This is a genomic window from Bacillus sp. SIMBA_008 (genome assembly GCF_046535495.1).
Taxonomy (GTDB): domain Bacteria; phylum Bacillota; class Bacilli; order Bacillales; family Bacillaceae; genus Bacillus; species Bacillus subtilis.
The window spans coordinates 82,039-103,666 of sequence record NZ_JAWRWL010000001.1; the positions used below are offsets into that span (position 1 = coordinate 82,039).

Genomic DNA, 21,628 nt, shown 5'->3' on the forward strand with positions numbered 1-21,628 from the left:
GGTGTGATGTCGATTGCTTTTATTTTTGAACAGAAAGGAGAAGGTCACATGACAATTGCATCTTTACATGCATCCTATGAGTTTTTGAAAAATCCATATCCTTTTTACGACACATTGCGAGCTGTTCATCCCATATATAAAGGGAGTTTCTTTAAATATCCGGGCTGGTATGTCACGGGATATGAAGAAACGGCTGCTATTTTGAAAGATGCGAGATTCAAAGTCCGCACCCCGCTGCCTGAGAGCTCAACCAAATATCAGGACCTTTCACATGTGCAAAATCAAATGATGCTGTTTCAGAACCAGCCTGATCATAGACGATTGCGGACGCTTGCCAGCGGAGCGTTTACGCCGAGAGCGACAGAGAGTTATCAGCCGTATATCATTGAAACTGTCCATCATTTGCTTGATCAAGTGCAAGGTGAAAAAAAGATGGAGGTCATTTCGGACTTTGCTTTTCCTTTAGCAAGCTTTGTCATAGCTAACATTATAGGTGTACCGGAGGAAGATAGGAAGCAATTAAAGGAGTGGGCTGCGAGTCTCATTCAAACGATTGATTTTACCCGGTCAAGAAAGGCATTAACAGAGGGCAATCATATGGCTGTGCAGGCTATGGCATATTTCAAAGAGCTGATTCAAAAGCGAAAACGCCACCCTCAACAGGATATGATCAGCATGCTCTTGAAGGGGAAAGAAAATGATAAGCTGACGGAAGAGGAGGCGGCATCTACGTGCATATTGCTGGCGATCGCCGGACATGAGACAACGGTTAATCTCATCAGCAATTCAGTCCTTTGTCTGCTGCAGCATCCAGAACAGCTTTTGAAACTGAGAGAAAATCCAGATCTTATTGGTACCGCAGTTGAGGAATGTTTACGCTATGAAAGCCCCACGCAAATGACAGCCAGAGTTGCGTCAGAGGATATTGACATCAGCGGGGTGACGATCCGTCAAGGAGAGCAAGTCTATCTTTTGTTAGGAGCGGCTAATCGAGACCCAAGCATTTTCACGAACCCGGATGTCTTCGATATTACGAGAAGTCCTAATCAGCATCTTTCATTCGGTCATGGCCATCATGTTTGTTTAGGGTCCTCGCTGGCACGATTAGAAGCGCAAATTGCGATTAACACTCTTCTGCAGCGGATGCCCAGCCTTAAGCTCGCGGATTTTGAATGGCGGTATCGGCCGCTTTTTGGATTTCGGGCGCTTGAGGAGCTGCCGGTGACTTTTGAATAAGCCTAAGAATATGAGTGCCAAAAAAGTGTCAGCCCCGCCGAAAATGGGCAATCTATAAAAAAGGGGAGTGAACATCGTGAAAAAAGTGCTGATCGCCGGCGGAAATGGTGTGATTGGGAGACTGCTTGCTGAAGGGCTTATTTCAGACTATGAAGTGACAGTGCTTGATAAAGATCATTTCGATGGCAAAGCCTCTTCCATTCAGGCTGACGCGGCAAATTATGAGGAGCTGTTGAAGAAGATTCCAAAAGATACCGATGCCATCTTGAATTTACTAGCTGTTAAAATCAAATACGATATTATGGACATCGCTGAGTTTGAAAAAATGACGGATGTTTTCTATAGGGCAAGCTATTATCTGTGCCGCGCGGCAGCGGAGCTCGGCATTCAAAAGCTCGTGTTCGCCAGCAGCAATCATGTCACAGATGTATACGAAAAAGACGGGCGCTCGCTCTTAGGACGGGAAATCACAACAAGCGATTATCCGCTGTCAAAAAACTTGTACGGTGTATTAAAGCTGACCTCTGAACAGATTGGCCATTTGTTTTATTTGGAAAATAAGCTATCAGTAATCAACCTTCGAATCGGAACAGTCGTGACAGATGAAATGGATACGCTGCATGAAAAAGAACGGACGAAAAAGACACTGCTTTCTCACCCCGATCTGCTGTCGATTTTTAAAGCCGCTATTGAGACCAATATCCGGTACGGCACTTATTACGCCGTCTCTGATAATCCGGGCCGGCCATGGTCCATTGAATCTGCCGTGAATGAACTTGGGTTTTCGCCACAAATCAATACGGCCGAACTTCTGAACGAGGAGGAGAACGGAGCATAATCATTTTCTAAGATTATGCTCTTTTTCTTTTGTTATCGGTCTCAATTCGCGGAAGCCCCCGCCCGGCCAGGGACTCTGTTCAAATGATTATAGACATGGCAATCACAGATTTGCTACATTTTAGACACGATATCGTCACATGCTGAGCTCGGTTTTCAAAATATGATAACGCTTACAAAGAGAGGTGGGAGCTATCGCACATTCACTGAAAAACCGTCTGTTTGATATGTTGATTTATGGTTTCTTGCTGATGTTCGCTTTAATATGCGTACTTCCGTTCATTCATGTCATCGCAGCATCCTTCGCGACAGTAGAAGAAGTCGTGTCGAAAAAATTTATTTTAATACCGACCACTTTTTCGCTAGATGCTTATCGCTACATTTTTTCAACAGATATTATTTATAAGAGTTTGCTTGTTTCTGTGTTTGTGACAGTGATAGGCACTGCGGTCAGCATGTTTCTTTCTTCACTGATGGCTTACGGGTTATCCCGCCGTGATTTAATCGGCCGGCAGCCGCTCATGTTTCTCGTCGTATTTACGATGCTGTTTAGCGGCGGCATGATTCCGACTTTCCTTGTGGTCAAATCGCTTGGATTGCTCGATTCTTACTGGGCGCTTATTTTGCCGACAGCCATTAATGCCTTTAACCTGATCATTCTGAAAAACTTCTTTCAAAATATCCCGTCAAGCCTGGAAGAGTCCGCGAAAATTGACGGGTGCAATGATCTGGGCATATTCTTTAAAATTGTGCTGCCGCTGTCTCTTCCTGCGATCGCAACGATTTCACTATTTTATGCGGTCACGTATTGGAACACGTATATGACAGCGATCTTGTACTTAAATGATTCAGCAAAATGGCCGATTCAGGTGCTTCTGCGCCAAATCGTCATTGTATCAAGCGGTATGCAGGGGGATATGTCTGAAATGGGGTCGGGCAGCCCGCCGCCTGAGCAAACCATTAAAATGGCGGTCATAGTGGTGGCGACCATCCCGGTTCTGCTTGTCTATCCGTTTATACAAAAGCATTTTGCAAAAGGAGCTTTGCTGGGATCTGTCAAAGGATAAAGAAATATGAAACGGAGGGGTACGATGGGAAACAAATGGAGGGTGCTTTTGATTGTGCTTGTACTGGCACTCGGCGGAGTGCTGGCGGGCTGTAAAGGAGCTGATCAGTCTTCGGCTGAAGGCAAAGCTGGCCCGGATTCAAAGGTAAAGCTGTCTTGGATGGCGATTTTGTATCACCAGCAGCCGCCGAAAGACAGGGCGATTAAAGAAATTGAAAAGCTGACAAATACAGAACTCGACATCACCTGGGTTCCAGACGCGGTGAAAGAAGACAGGCTGAATGCAGCGCTTGCAGCCGGGAATCTTCCGCAAATCGTGACGATCCAGGATATTAAAAATTCGTCAGTCATGAATGCCTTCCGGTCAGGAATGTTTTGGGAAATTGGTGATTATATCAAGGATTATCCCAACTTAAACAAAATGAACAAACTCATTAATAAAAATGTGACAATTGACGGCAAGCTCTACGGGATATACAGAGAGCGCCCGCTTTCCAGACAGGGGATTGTCATTCGGAAGGACTGGCTGGACAATTTAAATCTGAAAACCCCGAAAACGTTGGATGAGCTTTATGAAGTGGCCAAAGCATTTACGGAGGACGACCCGGACAAGGATGGGAAAGATGATACATTCGGGCTGGCAGACCGTAATGACTTGATTTACGGCGCGTTTAAAACGATTGGCTCGTATGAAGGCATGCCGACAGATTGGAAGGAATCAGGCGGCAAATTCACGCCTGATTTCATGACACAGGAATACAAAGACACGATGAACTATATGAAGAAGCTGCGTGATAACGGGTATATGAATAAGGATTTTCCCGTCACAAGCAAAACCCAGCAGCAGGAGCTGTTTTCGCAAGGAAAAGCCGGAATTTATATTGGCAATATGGTAGATGCGGTCAATCTGCGCGACCATGCCTCTGATAAATCGATGAAGCTCGAGATCGTCAACCGCATAAAAGGCCCAGATGGGAAAGAGCGGGTATGGGCATCAGGAGGCCATAACGGCGTGTTTGCTTTCCCGAAAACGAGTGTGAAAACGGAAGCTGAGCTTAAACGGATCTTGGCTTTTTTTGACCGAATTGCCGAAGAAGATGTCTATAGCCTGATGACTTATGGCATTGACGGCGTTCATTACAACAAAGGTGAGGACAAAACGTTCACACGCAAAGAAAGCCAGGTAAAAGACTGGCAGACTGATATTCAGCCGCTGTCCGCCTTAATTGCCATTGATAAAGCCTACTTAAAAAACACTGGAGATCCGCTTCGGACGGCGTACGAGGAGCTGACCGAGGACAATGAAAAGATTATCGTCTCAAACCCGGCTGAAAGCCTGTATTCCGCATCGGAGTCGGAACGGGGGGATGAACTGAAGAAAATCATTGATGATGCGACCTACAAATATATGATTGGAGACATCACAGAAAGCCAGTTCGATAAAGAAGTGGAAAAATGGGAGTCAAGCGGAGGAAAACAAATTATTCAGGAATACGAAGAAGCATTTAAACAAACAAAATAATGTTGGAAAAACCCAAAACGCGCAAGCGGTTTTGGGTTTTTTACATGCTTCTTTTTTGCTGGCGGTAGTTTCCCGGTGTAATCCCCTCCAGCTTTTTAAAAGACCTGATAAAATTTTGCGAGTTTTTATATTTCAGCTTTTCGGCAATGTCCTTGACCGCCATGTCTGTTTCGGCAAGCCAGCTTTTCGCCATATGGTGTCGGTAGCTTGAGACATACTCGCTGAATGAAATACCCATTTCTTTTTTGAAAATGCTGCTTAAATAATTTGGGTTGTAATGCAGCCTGCGCGCGATTTCGTCCAGTGTCAATTCGGATTCAAACTCATGATGGATGATATGAATGATGTTGTCGGAAATATTTTTGTACTGGGCATCCGCGCGGGCGTTCACTTTGTCTGTCATCGGATCAATAAACTCATTCTTTAGCCAGTTTTCGGTATCCTCGAACGTTTTCAGCTCAAAAATTTGATCATACAGCATTTTGTTTTCTTCAAGCTCAAACAATTCGATCCCGAGTACATGCATCAGCTCAATCACATGGTTCAAAAAACGGGCGATGGCGATTTGAAATTGATACGGGTTGGTGTTCTGGGTGAAAATGGCTTGCAAAATCGCGTGCAGGCATTTATCCGCTTTCTCCTTGTCTCCTGCTTTGACAGCATCGAACAGCTCATGCTGAAGCTGCTTTGGAAAATGGGTTTTGAAGGTTTTTTTCTGGTCAAGGTCTTCGTAAAAGATGATCGACTTGTTTTCCGCTTTAAGCCGGTATTTCAACGCTTCTGAGCCTTCCGCATAGGCTGTTTTCGCTTTTGTCAGCACATCAAACGGCTGGCTGATGCCGATGCTGACAGACAGCTGCAGCTCAGCTTCCGCTTTTTCCTGAATCATCCTTGCAGTCTCATTCAGCTCAGCTATGAATTCTTCTTTTGTCCCGCTTTGGTTGATCAAAATCGTCGCCTGCTGTTTGTCAACTACGGCGGGGGCAAGATGTTTGTCCGTCGGGATGCTGCGCTCAATCATGCTGTTGACGGCAAACAAAAGCAGATCCATATCTTTTTTCTCATAAGGCGTATGATTCAGTGTGTCAATTTGGAGCACAAGCAGGGCAAGGTGCCGCCAATTTTGCTTTAAGCCGAGGCTTTCAAAACGGTTATCAACCTCCTCATCCGTCAGTTTTCCAAGCATAAGCCTGACCATAAAATATTGCTGCAGATGAGTGGCCTGCTGCTTCATCGTTTCCTCAAGGTCGTCATTTCTGTCCTTCAGTTGCTTAAAGCTCTGTTCAATTAACTCAAATTCATTTTGAGGAGGCTGCTGTTTCTCTTGTATGGCTCCATGTCTTGCGAATGATTCGTAAAGCATCCTGATCGGCTTGTAAAAATGGCGGGAGCCCAGCCAAGAGAACAATAATGAAAGCGTTAACAAAATAAGGCATACTGCAAAAGTGATCCAGCCAATTGACTTGGCTTCTTTTTTTAGCTCGGGCAGGGAAACGAGAGAAAAATAAGTCCATGTATTATAGTCAGATTTTTGATAGGTGACTTTATAATGAATCCGGTCAATCACTGTTTCAAACTGTCCGCTATTGGCGGTTTGCGCCAGCACTTTTTGGACAAAGCCGTCGTTATGAAGAGATTCACCGACATCAGACATGTTGTTATGAAGGATAATGCGGCCTTTTTCATCGATGATAAACAGGTTGTTGGCGTTTGAATAGCCAGGCATATTTTTGACAAGCGAACAGCTCGGAATGCTTGCGGCGGCCAATCCTTTTGTATTTGTGCTGTTCAAAGGAAGCTGCTTAATTAAATTGATATTGTAGCGGCAGTTTTCTGCTGTGCTTTCTTTGGTTGAAATCAAATGATTGTTTTCCTCAAGCGTCCAATAGGAGCGGCTCGCTTTGTGTTTCGTGTACGCTGAGGCTGCTTCATGAAGAGTGTCTGTATTCAAACGGTACAAACCGGAATTGTTCATGTACCATTTTTTCGTATAACTGACTAACGTCATGTTGGACAGATCGGTATCAAAGCTTTGCAGATAATTGAGCTCTTGGTTCACTTGGTTATAGATTTGAAATTGGTCTGAGTGCAAAGGCTCGGACAATGTGCGAAGGAGAGGCGGCGAACTCACATAGTGGGTTAAAGAGTGATCGACGGTTTTCAATATATGCTCGATGCTTTGCTGGGTCTGCTGGAGTGTGTCGAATTTTTCCTCCGAAACGTTGGAAATAGCCGTTTTCTGAGAGTGCTCGTACGAAAACAATCCGACCAAAATAACCGGAATGGTGCTGAGCAGGCAGAAAAACGTGATCAGTTTGTAGTAAAACTTGTATTGGCTTCTTTTCATAAAACCCCCCCATTTCATAACATCCACTTCACCTTAATACAATTAATCCAAAGATTGATAGATATTGTCAATAATCATTTTCTAATATCGGTGTCTTTTTTTCAGGTGGACCGGCTGAACCCTTGATTATAAAGGGATAAAACAGGATGTGATCATATGATTGTAGACGGACTTTTGCCTCTGCGCTACAGTGAATGCAAGAACTCGTGAAAGGAGGCTGGGAAAAAATGAAAACAGCAGAAGCGCAAGCGCCGGCTGTTGATACAGTCATTTTTAAAAAAGAAAAAAGAAAGCGCTTACTAAGTAAGCTGATTCAGCAAAAATATTTGTACTTGATGATTTTGCCGGGGTGTATTTATTTTTTGCTTTTTAAGTATGTCCCGATGTGGGGAATTGTGATTGCATTTCAGGATTATCAGCCGTTCCTCGGCATTTTGGGCAGTGAGTGGGTGGGGCTGAAGCATTTTATCAGGCTGTTTACTGAGCCTACATTTTTTCTCTTGTTAAAAAACACGCTCGTGTTATTTGCTTTGAACCTGGCCATATTTTTCCCGGTGCCGATACTGCTGGCGCTTTTATTGAACGAAGTGCGGATTGCTCTCTTTAAAAAATTTGTTCAGACGCTGATTTATATCCCGCATTTTATGTCTTGGGTCATTGTTGTATCGCTTTCGTTTGTGCTGTTAACGGTAGACGGAGGCTTGATTAATGAACTGATTGTGTTTTTTGGCGGTGAAAAAATCAATTTTCTGCTGAACGAAGAATGGTTCCGGCCCCTGTATATTCTGCAGGTTATCTGGAGGGAAGCAGGCTGGTCGACGATCATTTATCTGGCGGCCATTACAGCGGTTGACCCCCAGCTGTATGAAGCGGCGAAAATGGACGGAGCGGGACGGCTGCGGCAAATGTGGCATATTACGCTGCCCGCCATTAAAAGCGTTATCGTCGTTTTGCTGATTTTGAAAATCGGAGACACGCTGGAGCTTGGCTTCGAGCATGTGTATTTGCTGTTAAATGCGACAAACAGGGAAGTGGCGGAAATTTTTGATACGTATGTTTATACTGCAGGGCTGAAACAGGGCCAATTCAGCTACAGTACAGCAGTCGGCGTATTTAAAGCAGCGGTCGGGCTGATTTTGGTCATGCTTGCGAATCGTTTGGCGAAGAAATTTGGCGAGGAAGGAATTTATTAAGAAAGGGATGGGATCAATGGATCAATCAATCGCTGTAAAATCGCCTCTTACGTACGCGGAGGCATTGGCAAAAACCATTATGAATACGTACACAGTCGAGGAGCTGCCTCCTGCAAACCGCTGGCACTACCACCAGGGTGTTTTCTTATGCGGTGTATTGCGGCTGTGGGAAGCAACCGGGGAAAAGCGGTATTTTGAGTATGCGAAGGCTTATGCAGATCTCTTAATCGATGATTATGGCAATCTATTATTTAGAAGAGACGAACTGGACGCCATTCAAGCGGGTCTCATTCTTTTTCCATTATACGAGCAGACGAAGGATGAACGGTATGTCAAAGCGGCAAAAAGGCTGCGCGGCTTATATGGAACACTGAACCGGACGTCTGAGGGCGGTTTTTGGCACAAAGACGGTTATCCTTACCAAATGTGGCTTGACGGCTTATACATGGGGGGGCCGTTCGCACTGAAATATGCCAATCTGAAGCAGGAGCCGGAGCTGTTTGATCAGGTCGTGCTGCAGGAGTCATTGATGAGAAAGCATACGAAGGATGCAAAAACCGGACTTTTTTATCACGCCTGGGATGAAGCGAAAAAAATGCCTTGGGCCAATGAAGAGACAGGCTGTTCACCGGAATTTTGGGCACGTTCCATCGGCTGGTACGTCATGTCTCTTGCTGACATGATTGAAGAGCTGCCGAAGAAGCATCCAAACCGTCATGTGTGGAAAAACACGCTGCAGGACATGATGGAAAGCATCTGCCGCTATCAAGACAAAGAGACGGGGCTATGGTATCAGATCGTTGATAAGGGAGACAGATCTGATAACTGGCTGGAAAGCTCTGGATCCTGTCTGTACATGTACGCAATCGCAAAAGGAATCAATGAAGGCTATCTAGACAGAGCTTACGAAACAACACTACTTAAAGCGTATCAAGGCTTGATTCAGCATAAAACCGAAACATCAGAAGACGGCGCGTTTCTCGTCAAAGACATATGTGTCGGAACGTCAGCCGGTTTTTATGACTATTATGTCAGCCGCGAAAGAAGCACAAACGATCTGCACGGGGCTGGTGCGTTTATTTTGGCTATGACAGAGCTGGAGACTCTTTTTAGGTCAGTAGAGAAATGATGACAGGTATACGTACGGCTTTGTGTGTGATCGTCTCAGTCCTCTTTTTGGCATCATGCTCAAGCAGGCCGGACGGAATGCATGTCATTCTCTTTTCTGATATGCAGGCTGGCGTACAGGAAAAAATAAAAAAGGCCGCCGAGCAGAATGCCGGGAAGGTCGATATCTTTCCAGCTTTTCAGGAAAAACTGCTGACTGAAATTACCGCCCATGAGGGAGATGTTTTCATCGTGCCTGAAGACATGTTTCAAGCTTACGATGATCCGGAAAATTTTCAGCCGTTAAACGGATTGCCTCCTGAAAAAACATCTCCTTATACAACTGTTAATAAAAAAACAGGAGAAAAAACGATCTATGCCGTTCAGATCGAAAAAGGGAAAAAACAGCTGAACGGCTATTCTTTTCGATTGAATCGCGATATGGCGGCGTTTATCCCTGTGTATGCTGAAAAAACAGAGGAAGCGCTGCAGCTGATTTCTCAACTAACTGAAGCCCGATAGAGGTGAGGATATTGAAGAACATCGTCTTTTGCGGATTGAGCAGCAGAGCATTCAGTATGTTTATCAAACCGCTGTTGGAGCGGTTTTCAACTCATTATGAGATTACGGGATTGCTGGATGCCGATCCGAAACGTTTTGCCGTTTGCAAGAAGAAATTTCCCGAGCTGGCCCACGTGCCTGAGTTTAGCGAAGATGCTTTTGACGAGATGATGCGCGTCTCAAAGCCTGATATCGTCATTGTGGCAGGCAGGGACGATACGCATGTCACATATATTGTAAAAAGCCTTCAGTGGGATACAGATGTAATTACTGAAAAACCAATGGTGACAACAGTGCAGGATGCGAATCGGGTGCTTGAAGCAGAGGCCAAAAGCGAAGGAAAAGTCACCGTCGCGTTTAACTATCGCTACAGCCCGTTTCATCGGAAAATAAAAGAAATGATTCTGGACGGAAAAATAGGCAGGGTCACCTCCGTTGATTTAAATTGGTATATTGATACGTATCATGGCGCCAGCTATTTTAAACGCTGGAACAGGTCGAGACAGTTTTCCGGCGGTCTTTCTGTCCATAAATCAACACATCACTTTGATCTCGTCAATTGGTGGCTTGGGCAAAATCCGGAAGAGGTATTTGCTTATGGCGCCTTGAATTACTATGGGCCGGACAGTGAGTGGAACCCCTTGCCGGAAGAAGACGGGCGTTTTTGCGGGACGTGCCGGGTCAAAGAAAAATGCCACTACTATTCAAGGTGGCATCCCCGTTCCTCTAAAGCTTCTATAAAAGATGATCATCTCGAAGCAGGAGACCAGTCTAGCTTATATACTGCATACAGGCCTGACGCGTGTATTTTTGACGAGGAAATTGACATCGAGGATACGTACGTGGCGGCAGTCAAATATGATGGCGGCGCACTGTTAAGCTACTCGATTATTTTTTCGGCCCCATATGAAGGCTACCGGCTGACGATCAACGGCACAAAAGGGCGTATTGAATCAAATGAATTTCACGAACCTTCCAGAATTCCGTTTGCTTTTCCTGAGCAGACAATCGATTACTATCCGCTTTTTGAATCAAAGCAGACGATACAAGTGGTCAAAAATGAAGGGGGGCATGGCGGAGGTGATCCGCTTTTGCTTGAGGATCTTTTTTTAGGAAAAGACCCGCTGCGCCGCTATGATATTTTAGCCGGGGCTGAAGCTGGAGCCTACTCCATCGCGGTTGGTGAGGGAATGTGGCGCTCGGTTGCCGAAAAGAAGCCGATCGGCATGAAAGAGCTTTTTCAGATGCAGAATGTATAATGCAAAAAAGGAGGGGGCGCCATGGAACATGATGGCTCACTGGGACGGATGCTGCGTTTTTGCGAATGGATTATGAGATTTGCGTATACAAACTTGCTGTGGCTGTTTTTTACGTTGCTCGGTCTCGGTGTGTTTGGCATCATGCCCGCGACCGCGGCTTTATTCGCTGTCATGCGGAAGTGGATCCAGGGGCAGGACAACGTTCCGGTGCTCAAAACGTTTTGGCAGGAATACAAGGGTGAATTTTTTCGTTCAAATCTGCTCGGCGCTGTACTGGCGCTCATCGGAGTGATCATTTATATTGATTTGGCCTTCATCTATCCAAGTCATTTTCTTCTGCACATCCTGCGCTTCGCCATTATGATATTTGGCTTTTTGTTCGTATCCATGCTTTTTTATGTGTTTCCGCTGCTTGTCCATTTTGACTGGAAAAAACGTCTGTATGTGAAATTTTCGCTCTTGCTCAGTGTGGCGTATTTGCAATATACGCTTGCTATGCTTGCGCTGACTGTTGCTCTCTTTTTCTTGCTTGCGTACCTGCCGGGCATTGTCCCTTTTTTCAGCGTCAGCCTGATCAGCTACTGTCATATGCGCATTGTTTATGCCGTGCTGCTGAAAGTGGAGCAGCACGGCGGCGAGCCACAGAGGAAATCCCATATACGGAAAGCTTTTTATCCGGAAACGAGATAATCATCATTTCTCTATCATAACGCTGTTCCAAACGGAATAGATTGATAGAGAAAGGAGAGCGGATAAAATGCTGAAGGTAGCGGTATTTGATGAAGAGCATGAAAAAGACTTACAAACGGAAATCAATTCATTTTTAAAAGGGATATCGGAGGAGCAGCTGATTGATATCAAATATACGGTTTCGGCGGCGTGCGACCCAGACGGCGAGCAGCTTTACTGTTTTTCCGCCCTTATTTTATATCGCAAATAAAAAGATCTTCCCGCGCCTGCGGAAAGATCTTTTTTGTTAATATGCTTTTTTCACTCTTGGACTTCTCGGTTTATCGAGTTTCTCCGCTTTTTTGATCTCTCTTCTTTCTTTTGAGAGCGATTGATAGAGAGAGGCAATCATCAGCAGGATAACGATAGAAAACGGCAGCGCTGCCAGAATCGCTGTGTTCTGCAAAGCGGCAAGCCCTCCGGAATATAGGAGCACAGCCGCCATGGCGGACTGAATGATACCCCAGCTGAGTTTCACAGAATTCGCCGGATTTAAAGAACCGTACGACGTCTGCATGCCCAGCACGAATGTAGCTGAATCAGCTGACGTGATAAAGAATACTGCGATCAGAATCAATGCAAGGATCGATGTCACCATTGTCAGCGGATAGTGATCAAGTGTTCCGAACAGCATCGTTTCAGTGGACAGCTTTGCTACATTGAACGTGCCTTTTTGCTGGAGATCCATGGCTGATACGCCGAAAATGGAGAACCATAGAAATGTCAAAATACAAGGTGTCACCAAGACGCCGATTAAAAATTCGCGGATCGTCCGGCCTCTGGATACACGGGCGATGAAAATGCCGACAAATGGAGACCAGGAAATCCACCATGCCCAATAGAAAATCGTCCAGCTATTAATCCATTCGCGTTTTTCAGGATCATTCGGTGTCAGTCTGAAGCTCATTTGAACGATATTTTGAATGTATTGTCCGATAGAATCTGTAAATGAGTTCATGATCAGCACTGTAGGACCGACAACGAGCATAAACAACATTAACAATCCGGCCAATACCATGTTTGTGTTGCTTAAATACTTAATTCCTTTTCCGAGTCCGCTCCACGCAGAAAGTAAAAAGAGCACTGTCACAATAATGATTAAAACCAATTGGACGATAAACGCATTCGGAATGCCGAACAGGTAATTCAAACCGCCGTTAATTTGGGTTGCGCCAAGACCAAGACTTGTTGACACCCCGACAACAGTGGCGAAAACTGCAATACAGTCAATGGCCTTTCCGATCGGTCCGTTTACTTTATCCCCGAGAATCGGTGACAGTGTGCTGCTGATTAACCCGGGTGCGCCTTTGCGGAATTGGAAATAGGCAATGCATAATGCCACAATGGCATAAATGGCCCAAGCGTGCAAACCCCAGTGGAAAAACGTATAGCGGAGTGCATCTCTGAAGGCTTGGGGGGTTTCTGTTTCACCTGATGGAGAGCTAATTGCGTAATGGCTGATCGGTTCAGCCGCACCGTAGAATACTAAGCCGATTCCCATGCCTGCGCTGAACAGCATGGCAAACCATGATAATAACCCGAATTCCGGTTTTTCATCAGGCTTTCCGAGTTTGATTTTTCCGATCGGGCTGAAAATCAAAAAGAGACAAAACCCGACAAACAAAGAGACAACTAAAAGATAATACCAACCAAATGAATCGGTAATAAATGCTTGTGCCGATTGAGACACATTTTGCAGGCTGTCAGGAGAAATAACACCCCATAATACAGCTGCAGCTGTGATTGCAATCACAATCCAAAATACACTAGATATATGTTTCAACATTTCTCACCCTCTAATTTTTTGTGTACGCCTATATCTTGCTCGCAGGCTTAGTATGGTCGTACGATGGCAGCTCATTCCTCTCTTAAAATTACCCCGCAATCAGGTGAAACAAAACAAGTCTCACCCTAACATGAATGCGGGGAATGTTCAAATGTGAGTTTGGAGGCAAGAGATTTAAAGAGTAATGATTAAGAACGGGCGTATTGCCCGGCATTTAGCCCTGCAAGCCTGCCTGTGACAAGGGCGGAGGTAATATTGTATCCGCCTGTGTAGCCATGGATATCCAGAATTTCACCGCAAAAATAAAGCCCCTCCATTTTTTTAGAAGCCATCTTTTTCGGGTCAATTTCTTTTACAGATACCCCGCCTCCCGTGACAAATGCCTTATCAAGTGACAGTGTGCCATTTGCGAGGACAGTAAACTGCTTGCAGTCCCTTACAAATTGTCTGAAAGGATCCTTCGGCAGCTCAGAAAACGATACGTTCGGAGAGATGCCGTTTTTTTCGAGCAGGAATAGAAGATAGCGCTCCTGCATCCAAGGCTTCAGCACGTTTTTAATGGTTTTTTTCGGTGCTTCCTTCAGTTCTTTATACATCTTTTGGAAAAGCGTTTCTTCATTGATATCCGGATACAAGTCGATTCTGATCGGCACTTGAGGCTGTTTTTTCAGCTCTTTTACGACAAATTGGCTGCATCTGAGAATGGCAGGTCCTGAGAGGCCGAAATGGGTAAACAGCATGTCCATTTTATGTGTGATAATCGGTTTGCCTTTTTTATTTAACACACTGACGGCTACATCTCTTAGTGATAAGCCCTGAAGTGTTTTTTGCTTAATGAACGGTTCGCCAGAAGTGACGGGAACCTCTGTCGGAAACAGCTCTGTTATGGTATGGCCCGCGGCTTCAGCCCATTCATAGCCGTCTCCCGTGCTTCCGGTATGAGGCACGCTTTTACCGCCGACAGCGATAATGACTGCCTGGCTAAGGATCATTTCGCCATTATTCGTCACAATCCCTGCTGCCTGTCCATCTTCATATATAACAGATTTAATTTTCTCGTTCGTTCTGATTGTTACGCGGAGCTGCTTCAGCCTGTTTAACAGCGCGTCAACGACACTTTGGGCTTTGTCGGTCACAGGGAACATCCGGCCGTGATCCTCTTCCTTCAATTGAATGCCGAGGTTTTCAAAAAACTTGATAATGTCCTCATTATTAAATTCAGAAAACGCGCTGTATAAAAAACGCCCGTTGCCGGGGATGTGCTTGATAATTTCTTCCACAGGAAGGCGGTTCGTCACATTACAGCGGCCGCCCCCGGAAATCGCGAGTTTCCGTCCTAATTTATTTCCTTTATCTATCAGCAATACGCCAGCGCCCTGTTCTCCTGCTGCAATTGCAGCCATCAAGCCTGAAGGGCCTCCGCCGATTACGATTACGTCATATTGTTTCATCTTTATCATCAACTTTCTTTTCATTTCGTGTGCGGACACCCCCGTCCGCAGTACTATTATAGCGAAAGAAAGCCGCTCCTTAAACGTCTTTTGCCGCGGACATGAATGTTCACAGGATTGCTTTTGTATTTATTACCGTCTAAATGCCCAGTTGTGGTAAAATAGAAAAGTTGAATCTTCGTAGAAAATGGTGATGAAGAAACATGTCAAGCAAACTGTTAAGAGGCACGTTTGTATTAACGCTCGGTACATATATATCGCGGATTCTGGGGATGGTCTATTTAATTCCCTTCAGCATTATGGTCGGGGCGACAGGCGGTGCATTATTTCAATACGGATACAACCAATACACTTTATTTTTGAATATTGCTACGATGGGCTTTCCGGCCGCTGTTTCTAAATTTGTTTCCAAATATAATTCAAAAGGGGATTATGAGACAAGCAGGAAAATGCTCAAGGCGGGCATGTCGGTTATGCTCGTCACAGGAATGATAGCCTTTTTCATTCTGTATCTATCGGCTCCGATGTTTGCGGAAATATCGCTGGGAGGCAAGGATAATAACGGCTTGACAATTGATCATGTCGTTTATGTCATCCGCATGGTCAGCTTAGCGCTTTTGGTCGTACCGATTATGAGCCTTGTCCGCGGATTCTTTCAAGGGCACCAAATGATGGGTCCGACAGCTGTTTCCCAAGTCGTTGAACAGATTGTCCGCATCATCTTTCTATTGAGTGCGACATTCTTGATTTTGAAGGTTTTCAACGGCGGCCTTGTCATCGCTGTGGGCTATGCAACCTTCGCAGCGCTGATCGGTGCCTTCGGAGGGCTGGTCGTGCTTTATATTTATTGGAACAAACGGAAGGGCAGCCTGCTGGCGATGATGCCGAATACGGGTCCGACAGCAAACCTAAGCTACAAGAAAATGTTTTTCGAGCTGTTCAGCTATGCTGCTCCGTACGTTTTTGTCGGACTAGCCATCCCTTTGTATAACTATATTGATACAAATACGTTTAACAAAGCGATGATTGAAGCCGGTCATCAAGCCATCAGCCAAGACATGCTTGCGATTCTAACCCTGTATGTTCAGAAGCTCGTGATGATCCCGGTTTCCCTAGCAACTGCTTTCGGACTGACATTAATTCCAACGATTACTGAATCGTTTACAAGCGGAAACTATAAGCTGTTAAATCAGCAGATTAATCAAACGATGCAGACGATCCTGTTTTTAATTATTCCGGCTGTTGTCGGGATCTCTCTATTGTCAGGACCGACGTATACGTTCTTTTACGGGTCAGAGAGCCTTCACCCTGAACTGGGGGCAAACATTTTGCTATGGTATTCGCCAGTCGCGATTTTGTTCTCTTTGTTTACAGTCAACGCAGCCATTCTGCAGGGCATCAATAAGCAAAAATTTGCGGTTGTCAGCCTTGTGATCGGTGTCGTGATCAAGCTTGTGCTGAATGTTCCGCTGATCAAGCTGATGCAGGCTGACGGAGCGATTTTAGCGACGGCGCTTGGATATATCGCTTCACTTTTATATGGGTTTATCATGATTAAGCGCCATGCAGGCTATTCGTATAAGATACTAGTTAAACGAACTGTTTTGATGCTTGTCTTATCAGCCATTATGGGTATTGCCGTGAAAATCGTGCAGTGGGTATTAGGCTTCTTTATTTCCTATCAGGATGGCCAGCTGCAAGCTGCGATTGTTGTGGTGATCGCGGCCGCTGTTGGCGGAGCTGTCTACCTGTATTGCGGCTACCGATTAGGATTTTTACAGAAAATTTTAGGCCGCCGTTTGCCAGGTTTCTTAAGGAAAGGCAGACATGCAGGCTGATGAACTAGATATGATGAAACTGAGGGCTCGCATGCTGCGGGCTTTCTTTTATAAAGGAGAGATTGGGAATGAGACTTGATAAGCTGCTTGCCAACAGCGGGTATGGTTCCAGAAAAGAAGTCAAAGCCGTTGTGAAGGCTGGAGCCGTGATGATCGACGGCAAACCTGCCAAAGATGTAAAGGCGCACGTTAATCCTGATACGCAGGAGGTGACCGTATACGGGGAACCGGTTGATTATCGAGAGTTCATTTATCTTATGATGAATAAACCGCAGGGCGTGCTGTCGGCGACTGAGGACAGCCGGCAGCAAACAGTGGTCGATCTGCTGACGCCGGAGGAGATGAGATTTGAGCCATTTCCAGCCGGCAGGCTTGATAAAGATACAGAGGGCTTTTTGCTGCTCACAAATGATGGCCAGCTCGCACATCGGCTCCTTTCTCCTAAAAAGCATGTTCCAAAAACGTATGAAGTCCATTTAAAATCACAGATTTCTCGGGAAGACATCTCCGATTTGGAAACGGGTGTCTACATAGAGGGCGGCTATAAAACAAAGCCGGCAAGAGCGGAAATCAAAACAAACGACAGTGGCAATACCGTGATATACCTGACAATTACAGAAGGAAAATACCATCAGGTCAAGCAAATGGCAAAGGCAGTCGGCAATGAAGTGGTTTATCTGAAGCGGCTTTCGATGGGACGCGTTTCCCTAGATCCCGCTCTGGCACCCGGAGAATACCGTGAGCTGACAGAGGAAGAGCTTCATTTGCTCAATGAGCCGCAAGCATGACAAAAACCCCGCATATCGAATGCGGGGTTTTATTTATAAGCACACAAAAACAAGGCTCAGTAGTTTCTGCGCCCTATTATCTATCGGGCCGCTCTCAGGCGGCCCTATGTAATTTTTCAATTTATGAGGTAATCTTTACTTTCTTTCTCGTTGTCTCCCACTTGCCACGGCTTGGACTATGAACAAGATCATTATATGCCAACACATTTAAGTCTCTTTGAATCGTTCTAGGTGTAATGCCGAATTCGTCAACCAGTTCCTGTGTTGTCACAAGACCTTTTTCTTGGATAAACATGTAAACTGATTTGATTCGAGTTAGCATACGGTTTGTTGAAGGTTTCAAAAAACCACTCCCTATCATAAGATCGGATGGACTTGACTAACCACAACTCACGACTATCAACTGCGTACGAAATAGCAACAAAGGCAGACATCTGTAATTGTTAAAATAATTCGCCCTCATTATACACGATATTGCAGTGATGAATCTAGGGATAACTCCTATTAATTTTTTCCAATTCGCGTTGGGCAGCCATCCTTGTTGGATTACTATGTATTTCGGCTCAATATTATTATGGTTAAAGAAACTTTTTTTATTCTGTTTCGTAGTAAATTTTGGAGGTGGGTGAGTTTTGACAAATTTGCTTGAAGCTTCAATAGAACAGGCCGGGTATACAAGCCGAAAAAAAGTGCTCACCGATGTTTTTCTGGAAGTCAGAAAAGGGGAACTAGTTGGACTGATCGGAGCTAACGGCGCCGGAAAAAGCACCGCAATCAAGGCGATACTCGGCCTTTCAGAAGATTTTAAAGGGCATATTGCCTGGAACGACTGTTCATTTGCATATATTCCGGAGCATCCGTCCTTTTACGAAGAACTGACGCTGTGGGAGCATTTGGATCTGATCAGCACACTCCACGGCATTGAAGAGAGAGAATTTGCGCATCGGGCCCAAAGCCTGCTGCAGACGTTTTCGCTTGATCATGTCAAACATGAGCTGCCTGTCACCTTTTCGAAGGGCATGCAGCAAAAACTAATGCTTATCCAGGCCTTTCTCTCTAAGCCGGATATGTATGTGATTGATGAACCGTTTATCGGCCTTGATCCGATATCGACGAAACGCTTTGTGGACATGCTTAAGGCTGAAAAAGAACGTGGAGCCGGAATTCTTATGTGCACGCATGTACTCGATACCGCGGAAAAAATCTGTGACCGGTTTTATATGATTGAGAAAGGTTCATTATTTCTCCAAGGCACGTTAAAAGATATTCAGGACAAGACCGGATTAGAGGGGCAGTCATTGCTTGACTGTTTTTATAAGGCAGTTCAAGGTGATCGGCCATGAACGGGCGTACGCTCTTTTTTCGAAGGCTGTTTGACTATTACAAGTATCAGTTTAAAGTGTTGCATGCGGTCATTGACTGGACAGTCGCTCTCTATATTGTTTTGCCGGCGATTGCTTTTGTCATCTATCAGTATATTGATTTGATGAATGGAAGAGGTCTTCTTTATGAGTGGTCTGAAGTGGCGGAGTGGAGATGGCTGTACGCTGTGTGTGGGCTGATCATGTTTACAGGCTCGATTCGTACATTTTTAATGGAAGCGGACAAAGTGTTTTTGCTGCAAAAGAAAGAAATCATCTATCAGCTCAAACGGTACGCGCTTTTGTATTCTTTTCTCGTCACGATGGCTAAATGGCTGCTTCTCTTTTTCATTGTCCTTCCCTTGATCAGTCATTCTGTTCACATCACATTCGCAGAAAGCACTGCTCTATTGTGTTATTTGTTTGGCCTTCATATATTCTTTTTATCCTTAAAGCAAGACAGGATCAGAAAGCCGCGCTCTATTTCGAGATGGATTGGTGATATCCTTGTCAGAGCTATATTTTTTGCTGGTTCTGCTATCCTGATTGTTTTGACTCAGTGGCACTTGCTTGCGCTTTTTGGCATTTTATTTTTGCTTTTCTCAGTTATCCGCAGTTTGAAAAAGACGGCTTCGTTCACGGCTTTTGAAGCTGAGGTGACTGAAGAGAAAAAAAGCAGGCTTGCCCTTGCAGGACTTGTGATGATGATGAGTCAGGAGGCGGGAATGCCAAAAGTAAAAGACAGGATGAGAAGAAAACCGTTATTATACCGAAATTCAAAAAGGATATTTAAAAGACGAACGATCTGCACAGGCTATAAGGAATTGTTTTTTAAAGTCATGCTGAGGAATGGCGAGTATGCGAGGCAGATGTACATGCTATTGTCAGCTTTCACCGTTCTCATATTTGTTTCCCCAATTTGGCTGAAGGTGATTGCGCTGCTGGTGTATACAGGGGTTTGCCGTTATATCCTGACGCTTATTTTTGACAAGGTCATGGATGCCCCTTTTTTAATTGGCGCCGATAAGGAAAGTGATGAATATTATCGGGCCAGAAAAAACTGTATCAACATCCTGCACTATGCGTTTGCCGCCTGTTGTTTTTTAGCGGCCGCTGTCTCTTTATTGTTTACATAAAAAAACCCAAACGGCGACGTTTGGGTTTTTTGGTCTATCCTTATAAAATAAACAGCTGGATGAAAAACAGAATGGCGAAAACGATGACGAGCGGATGAATCTCTCTCCATTTTCCCCGCGCCGCTTTTACAATTGGGTACGAAATAAAGCCAAGCGCGATTCCTGTAGAAATGCTCGAGGTCAAAGGCATGGCCAGAATGACGAGAAACGCTGGAAATGCCTCGTCCATCTCTTTCCAGTTCATATTGGAAACCGAGCCCATCATCAGGCTGCCGACGATAATCAAAGCAGGCGAGGTGATGGCGGCTATACCTGACAAGGCGCTGACAAGCGGACTGAAAAACATTGAAGCCGCAAACATCACCGCGACAGTCAAAGCCGTAAGCCCCGTTCTTCCCCCGGCTGCAACACCGGCGGAAGACTCGATAAATGCAGTCGTTGGACTTGTGCCGAAAACAGCTCCTACTGTCGTCGCGGTTGAATCAGCAAGCAGCGCTTTTCGCACGTTCGGCAGCTTGTTGTTCTTCATCAGCCCGGCTTGCTCGGCAACTCCGATCATCGTGCCTGTCGTATCAAAAATGGTGACTAATAGAAAAGAAAAGACGACAGCGTACAGGCCGTGATGAATGACATCGCCAAAAGCGGTAAATGGATTTGAGATCATCAATCCTTCCGGCAAATGAGGAAGCGACATAAATCCCTTTGAAAAATGGAGCTGACCGGTGAAAAAGGCGATCAAAGCGGTAGCTGCCATTCCGATAAATAAAGCGCCGCTTACATTCAGCACCATCAGGACCACGCTGATCAAAAGGCCGACCAGCGTTAAGATAACACCAGGTGAATGCAGATTGCCGAGAGTGACCAGGTTTGACTCATCAGCTGCCACAATTCCCGCTTGACGCAAACCGATAAAAGCAATAAACAGCCCGATCCCTGTTGTGATCCCGTATTTTAAATTGTTTGGAATCGCTTCTATAAGTTGTTTTCTTAAAGGCGTTAACGATAGAATAATGAAGAGAACCCCTGCTGTAAATACTGCGCTGAAAGCTGTTGCGTACGTGATGCCGCCATCGCTTGCGCTTACGACATGAAAGGCTAAATAAGCGTTCAAGCCCATGCCGGGCGCAATAGCAATCGGATAATTTGCTGCCAGGGCCATCCACAGCGTTCCGACAATGGAGGCAATAATCGTTGCGGTGAAAACCTGGTCGAAAGGAACCCCGGCGTTAGCCAGAATGACCGGATTGACCACGACGATATAGACCATTGTGAAAAAGGTCGTCAGCCCTGCTATGATTTCTTGCTTTATGGATGTTTGCTGCTCTTTTAGATGAAACATAGTATCCTCCAATTACGAACGTTTTAACAAAACACCATTAATATTATTCGTTTTATTTGGTTTTTGCAAGTC

At 45.1% G+C, this 21,628-nt stretch carries 19 protein-coding genes; 14 read left to right on the forward strand and 5 right to left on the reverse strand.

Annotation, left to right across the window (positions count from 1 at the left end; all coding sequences use genetic code 11):
• The first annotated feature begins 48 nt into the window (after positions 1–48).
• The 4 genes from bioI (at position 49) to SB658_RS00455 (ending at position 4,661) form a co-directional block, all read left to right on the forward strand.
• Positions 49–1,236, forward strand: a complete 1,188-nt coding sequence (gene bioI / locus SB658_RS00440) for a biotin biosynthesis cytochrome P450 (protein WP_120363493.1) — start codon at positions 49–51, stop codon at positions 1,234–1,236.
• A gap of 76 nt (positions 1,237–1,312) precedes the next feature.
• Positions 1,313–2,074: an NAD-dependent epimerase/dehydratase family protein gene (locus SB658_RS00445; RefSeq protein WP_003245974.1), complete on the forward strand. Its 762-nt coding sequence runs from the start codon at positions 1,313–1,315 to the stop codon at positions 2,072–2,074.
• 205 nt (positions 2,075–2,279) lie between these two features.
• Complete coding sequence (locus tag SB658_RS00450; protein ID WP_010886597.1) at positions 2,280–3,140, forward strand: carbohydrate ABC transporter permease; 861 nt, start codon at positions 2,280–2,282, stop codon at positions 3,138–3,140.
• A 24-nt stretch (positions 3,141–3,164) separates the two neighbouring features.
• Positions 3,165–4,661: an extracellular solute-binding protein gene (locus tag SB658_RS00455; protein WP_014480599.1), complete on the forward strand. Its 1,497-nt coding sequence runs from the start codon at positions 3,165–3,167 to the stop codon at positions 4,659–4,661.
• Positions 4,662–4,701: 40 nt separating this feature from the next.
• Here SB658_RS00455 and SB658_RS00460 read toward each other — a convergent pair whose 3' ends face one another.
• Positions 4,702–7,026: a helix-turn-helix domain-containing protein gene (locus tag SB658_RS00460; protein WP_144500635.1), complete on the reverse strand. Its 2,325-nt coding sequence runs from the start codon at positions 7,024–7,026 to the stop codon at positions 4,702–4,704.
• 209 nt (positions 7,027–7,235) lie between these two features.
• Here SB658_RS00460 and rmgP point away from each other — a divergent pair, with 209 nt between their 5' ends.
• The 6 genes from rmgP (at position 7,236) to SB658_RS00490 (ending at position 12,068) form a co-directional block, all read left to right on the forward strand.
• A complete protein-coding gene (rmgP, locus tag SB658_RS00465; RefSeq protein ID WP_015251423.1) occupies positions 7,236–8,201 on the forward strand; it encodes a polygalacturonan/rhamnogalacturonan ABC transporter permease in 966 nt (321 codons plus the stop codon).
• A 7-nt stretch (positions 8,202–8,208) separates the two neighbouring features.
• Entirely contained in the window at positions 8,209–9,330 is a 1,122-nt protein-coding gene (gene rmgQ, locus SB658_RS00470; RefSeq protein WP_133516487.1) for an unsaturated rhamnogalacturonyl hydrolase, read from the forward strand.
• Positions 9,327–9,830 (forward strand): rhamnogalaturonan transport/degradation protein RmgS, encoded by a 504-nt coding sequence (gene rmgS, locus SB658_RS00475; RefSeq protein ID WP_074794659.1) that lies wholly within the window; start codon positions 9,327–9,329, stop codon positions 9,828–9,830. The genes rmgQ and rmgS overlap by 4 nt, the downstream gene beginning before the upstream one ends.
• A gap of 11 nt (positions 9,831–9,841) precedes the next feature.
• Positions 9,842–11,128 carry a Gfo/Idh/MocA family protein gene (locus SB658_RS00480; protein ID WP_015714542.1) on the forward strand — a complete coding sequence of 429 codons (1,287 nt, stop codon included), beginning with the start codon at positions 9,842–9,844 and terminating at the stop codon, positions 11,126–11,128.
• A 21-nt stretch (positions 11,129–11,149) separates the two neighbouring features.
• On the forward strand, positions 11,150–11,818 hold the full coding sequence (locus SB658_RS00485) for a YesL family protein (protein ID WP_015251427.1): 669 nt from the start codon (positions 11,150–11,152) through the stop codon (positions 11,816–11,818).
• A gap of 67 nt (positions 11,819–11,885) precedes the next feature.
• Positions 11,886–12,068, forward strand: a complete 183-nt coding sequence (locus SB658_RS00490) for a sporulation protein Cse60 (RefSeq protein ID WP_003223398.1) — start codon at positions 11,886–11,888, stop codon at positions 12,066–12,068.
• A 36-nt stretch (positions 12,069–12,104) separates the two neighbouring features.
• Here the strand turns inward: SB658_RS00490 and opuD are convergent, their stop codons facing one another.
• Together opuD and SB658_RS00500 are read right to left on the reverse strand one after the other, a co-directional pair.
• Positions 12,105–13,643: a glycine betaine transporter OpuD gene (gene opuD, locus SB658_RS00495; RefSeq protein ID WP_015384403.1), complete on the reverse strand. Its 1,539-nt coding sequence runs from the start codon at positions 13,641–13,643 to the stop codon at positions 12,105–12,107.
• A 188-nt stretch (positions 13,644–13,831) separates the two neighbouring features.
• Positions 13,832–15,094, reverse strand: a complete 1,263-nt coding sequence (locus tag SB658_RS00500) for a BaiN/RdsA family NAD(P)/FAD-dependent oxidoreductase (RefSeq protein ID WP_074794674.1) — start codon at positions 15,092–15,094, stop codon at positions 13,832–13,834.
• Between the two features lie 203 nt (positions 15,095–15,297).
• Here SB658_RS00500 and murJ point away from each other — a divergent pair, with 203 nt between their 5' ends.
• Entirely contained in the window at positions 15,298–16,932 is a 1,635-nt protein-coding gene (murJ, locus tag SB658_RS00505; protein ID WP_014480588.1) for a lipid II flippase MurJ, read from the forward strand.
• Positions 16,933–17,000: 68 nt separating this feature from the next.
• Positions 17,001–17,720, forward strand: coding sequence for a pseudouridine synthase (locus SB658_RS00510; RefSeq protein WP_015714540.1), 720 nt, complete (start codon positions 17,001–17,003; stop codon positions 17,718–17,720).
• 121 nt (positions 17,721–17,841) lie between these two features.
• Here SB658_RS00510 and SB658_RS00515 read toward each other — a convergent pair whose 3' ends face one another.
• Positions 17,842–18,063, reverse strand: coding sequence for a DeoR family transcriptional regulator (locus SB658_RS00515; RefSeq protein ID WP_003152337.1), 222 nt, complete (start codon positions 18,061–18,063; stop codon positions 17,842–17,844).
• Between the two features lie 289 nt (positions 18,064–18,352).
• On the opposite strand from SB658_RS00515, the gene SB658_RS00520 reads away from it, so the two are divergent.
• Positions 18,353–19,063, forward strand: coding sequence for an ABC transporter ATP-binding protein (locus tag SB658_RS00520; RefSeq protein ID WP_015714539.1), 711 nt, complete (start codon positions 18,353–18,355; stop codon positions 19,061–19,063).
• A complete protein-coding gene (locus SB658_RS00525) occupies positions 19,060–20,217 on the forward strand; it encodes an ABC transporter permease (RefSeq protein WP_015714538.1) in 1,158 nt (385 codons plus the stop codon). Before SB658_RS00520 ends, SB658_RS00525 begins: the two co-directional genes overlap by 4 nt.
• A 40-nt stretch (positions 20,218–20,257) precedes the next feature.
• Here the strand turns inward: SB658_RS00525 and pbuO are convergent, their stop codons facing one another.
• The gene (pbuO, locus tag SB658_RS00530) at positions 20,258–21,556 is read right to left on the reverse strand and encodes a hypoxanthine/guanine permease PbuO (RefSeq protein ID WP_003229234.1); all 1,299 of its coding nucleotides are present in this window, start codon (positions 21,554–21,556) and stop codon (positions 20,258–20,260) included.
• Positions 21,557–21,628 lie beyond the last annotated feature (72 nt).

Coding starts and splice junctions, on each gene's coding strand:
- bioI (WP_120363493.1), top strand. CDS start 49: ATGACAATTGCATCTTTACATGCATCCTATGAGTTTTTGAAAAATCCA.
- SB658_RS00485 (WP_015251427.1), top strand. CDS start 11,150: ATGGAACATGATGGCTCACTGGGACGGATGCTGCGTTTTTGCGAATGG.
- rmgP (WP_015251423.1), top strand. CDS start 7,236: ATGAAAACAGCAGAAGCGCAAGCGCCGGCTGTTGATACAGTCATTTTT.
- SB658_RS00510 (WP_015714540.1), top strand. CDS start 17,001: ATGAGACTTGATAAGCTGCTTGCCAACAGCGGGTATGGTTCCAGAAAA.
- SB658_RS00455 (WP_014480599.1), top strand. CDS start 3,165: ATGGGAAACAAATGGAGGGTGCTTTTGATTGTGCTTGTACTGGCACTC.
- opuD (WP_015384403.1), bottom strand. CDS start 13,643: ATGTTGAAACATATATCTAGTGTATTTTGGATTGTGATTGCAATCACA.
- SB658_RS00490 (WP_003223398.1), top strand. CDS start 11,886: ATGCTGAAGGTAGCGGTATTTGATGAAGAGCATGAAAAAGACTTACAA.
- pbuO (WP_003229234.1), bottom strand. CDS start 21,556: ATGTTTCATCTAAAAGAGCAGCAAACATCCATAAAGCAAGAAATCATA.
- SB658_RS00525 (WP_015714538.1), top strand. CDS start 19,060: ATGAACGGGCGTACGCTCTTTTTTCGAAGGCTGTTTGACTATTACAAG.
- rmgS (WP_074794659.1), top strand. CDS start 9,327: ATGATGACAGGTATACGTACGGCTTTGTGTGTGATCGTCTCAGTCCTC.
- SB658_RS00460 (WP_144500635.1), bottom strand. CDS start 7,026: ATGAAATGGGGGGGTTTTATGAAAAGAAGCCAATACAAGTTTTACTAC.
- murJ (WP_014480588.1), top strand. CDS start 15,298: ATGTCAAGCAAACTGTTAAGAGGCACGTTTGTATTAACGCTCGGTACA.
- SB658_RS00500 (WP_074794674.1), bottom strand. CDS start 15,094: ATGAAACAATATGACGTAATCGTAATCGGCGGAGGCCCTTCAGGCTTG.
- rmgQ (WP_133516487.1), top strand. CDS start 8,209: ATGGGATCAATGGATCAATCAATCGCTGTAAAATCGCCTCTTACGTAC.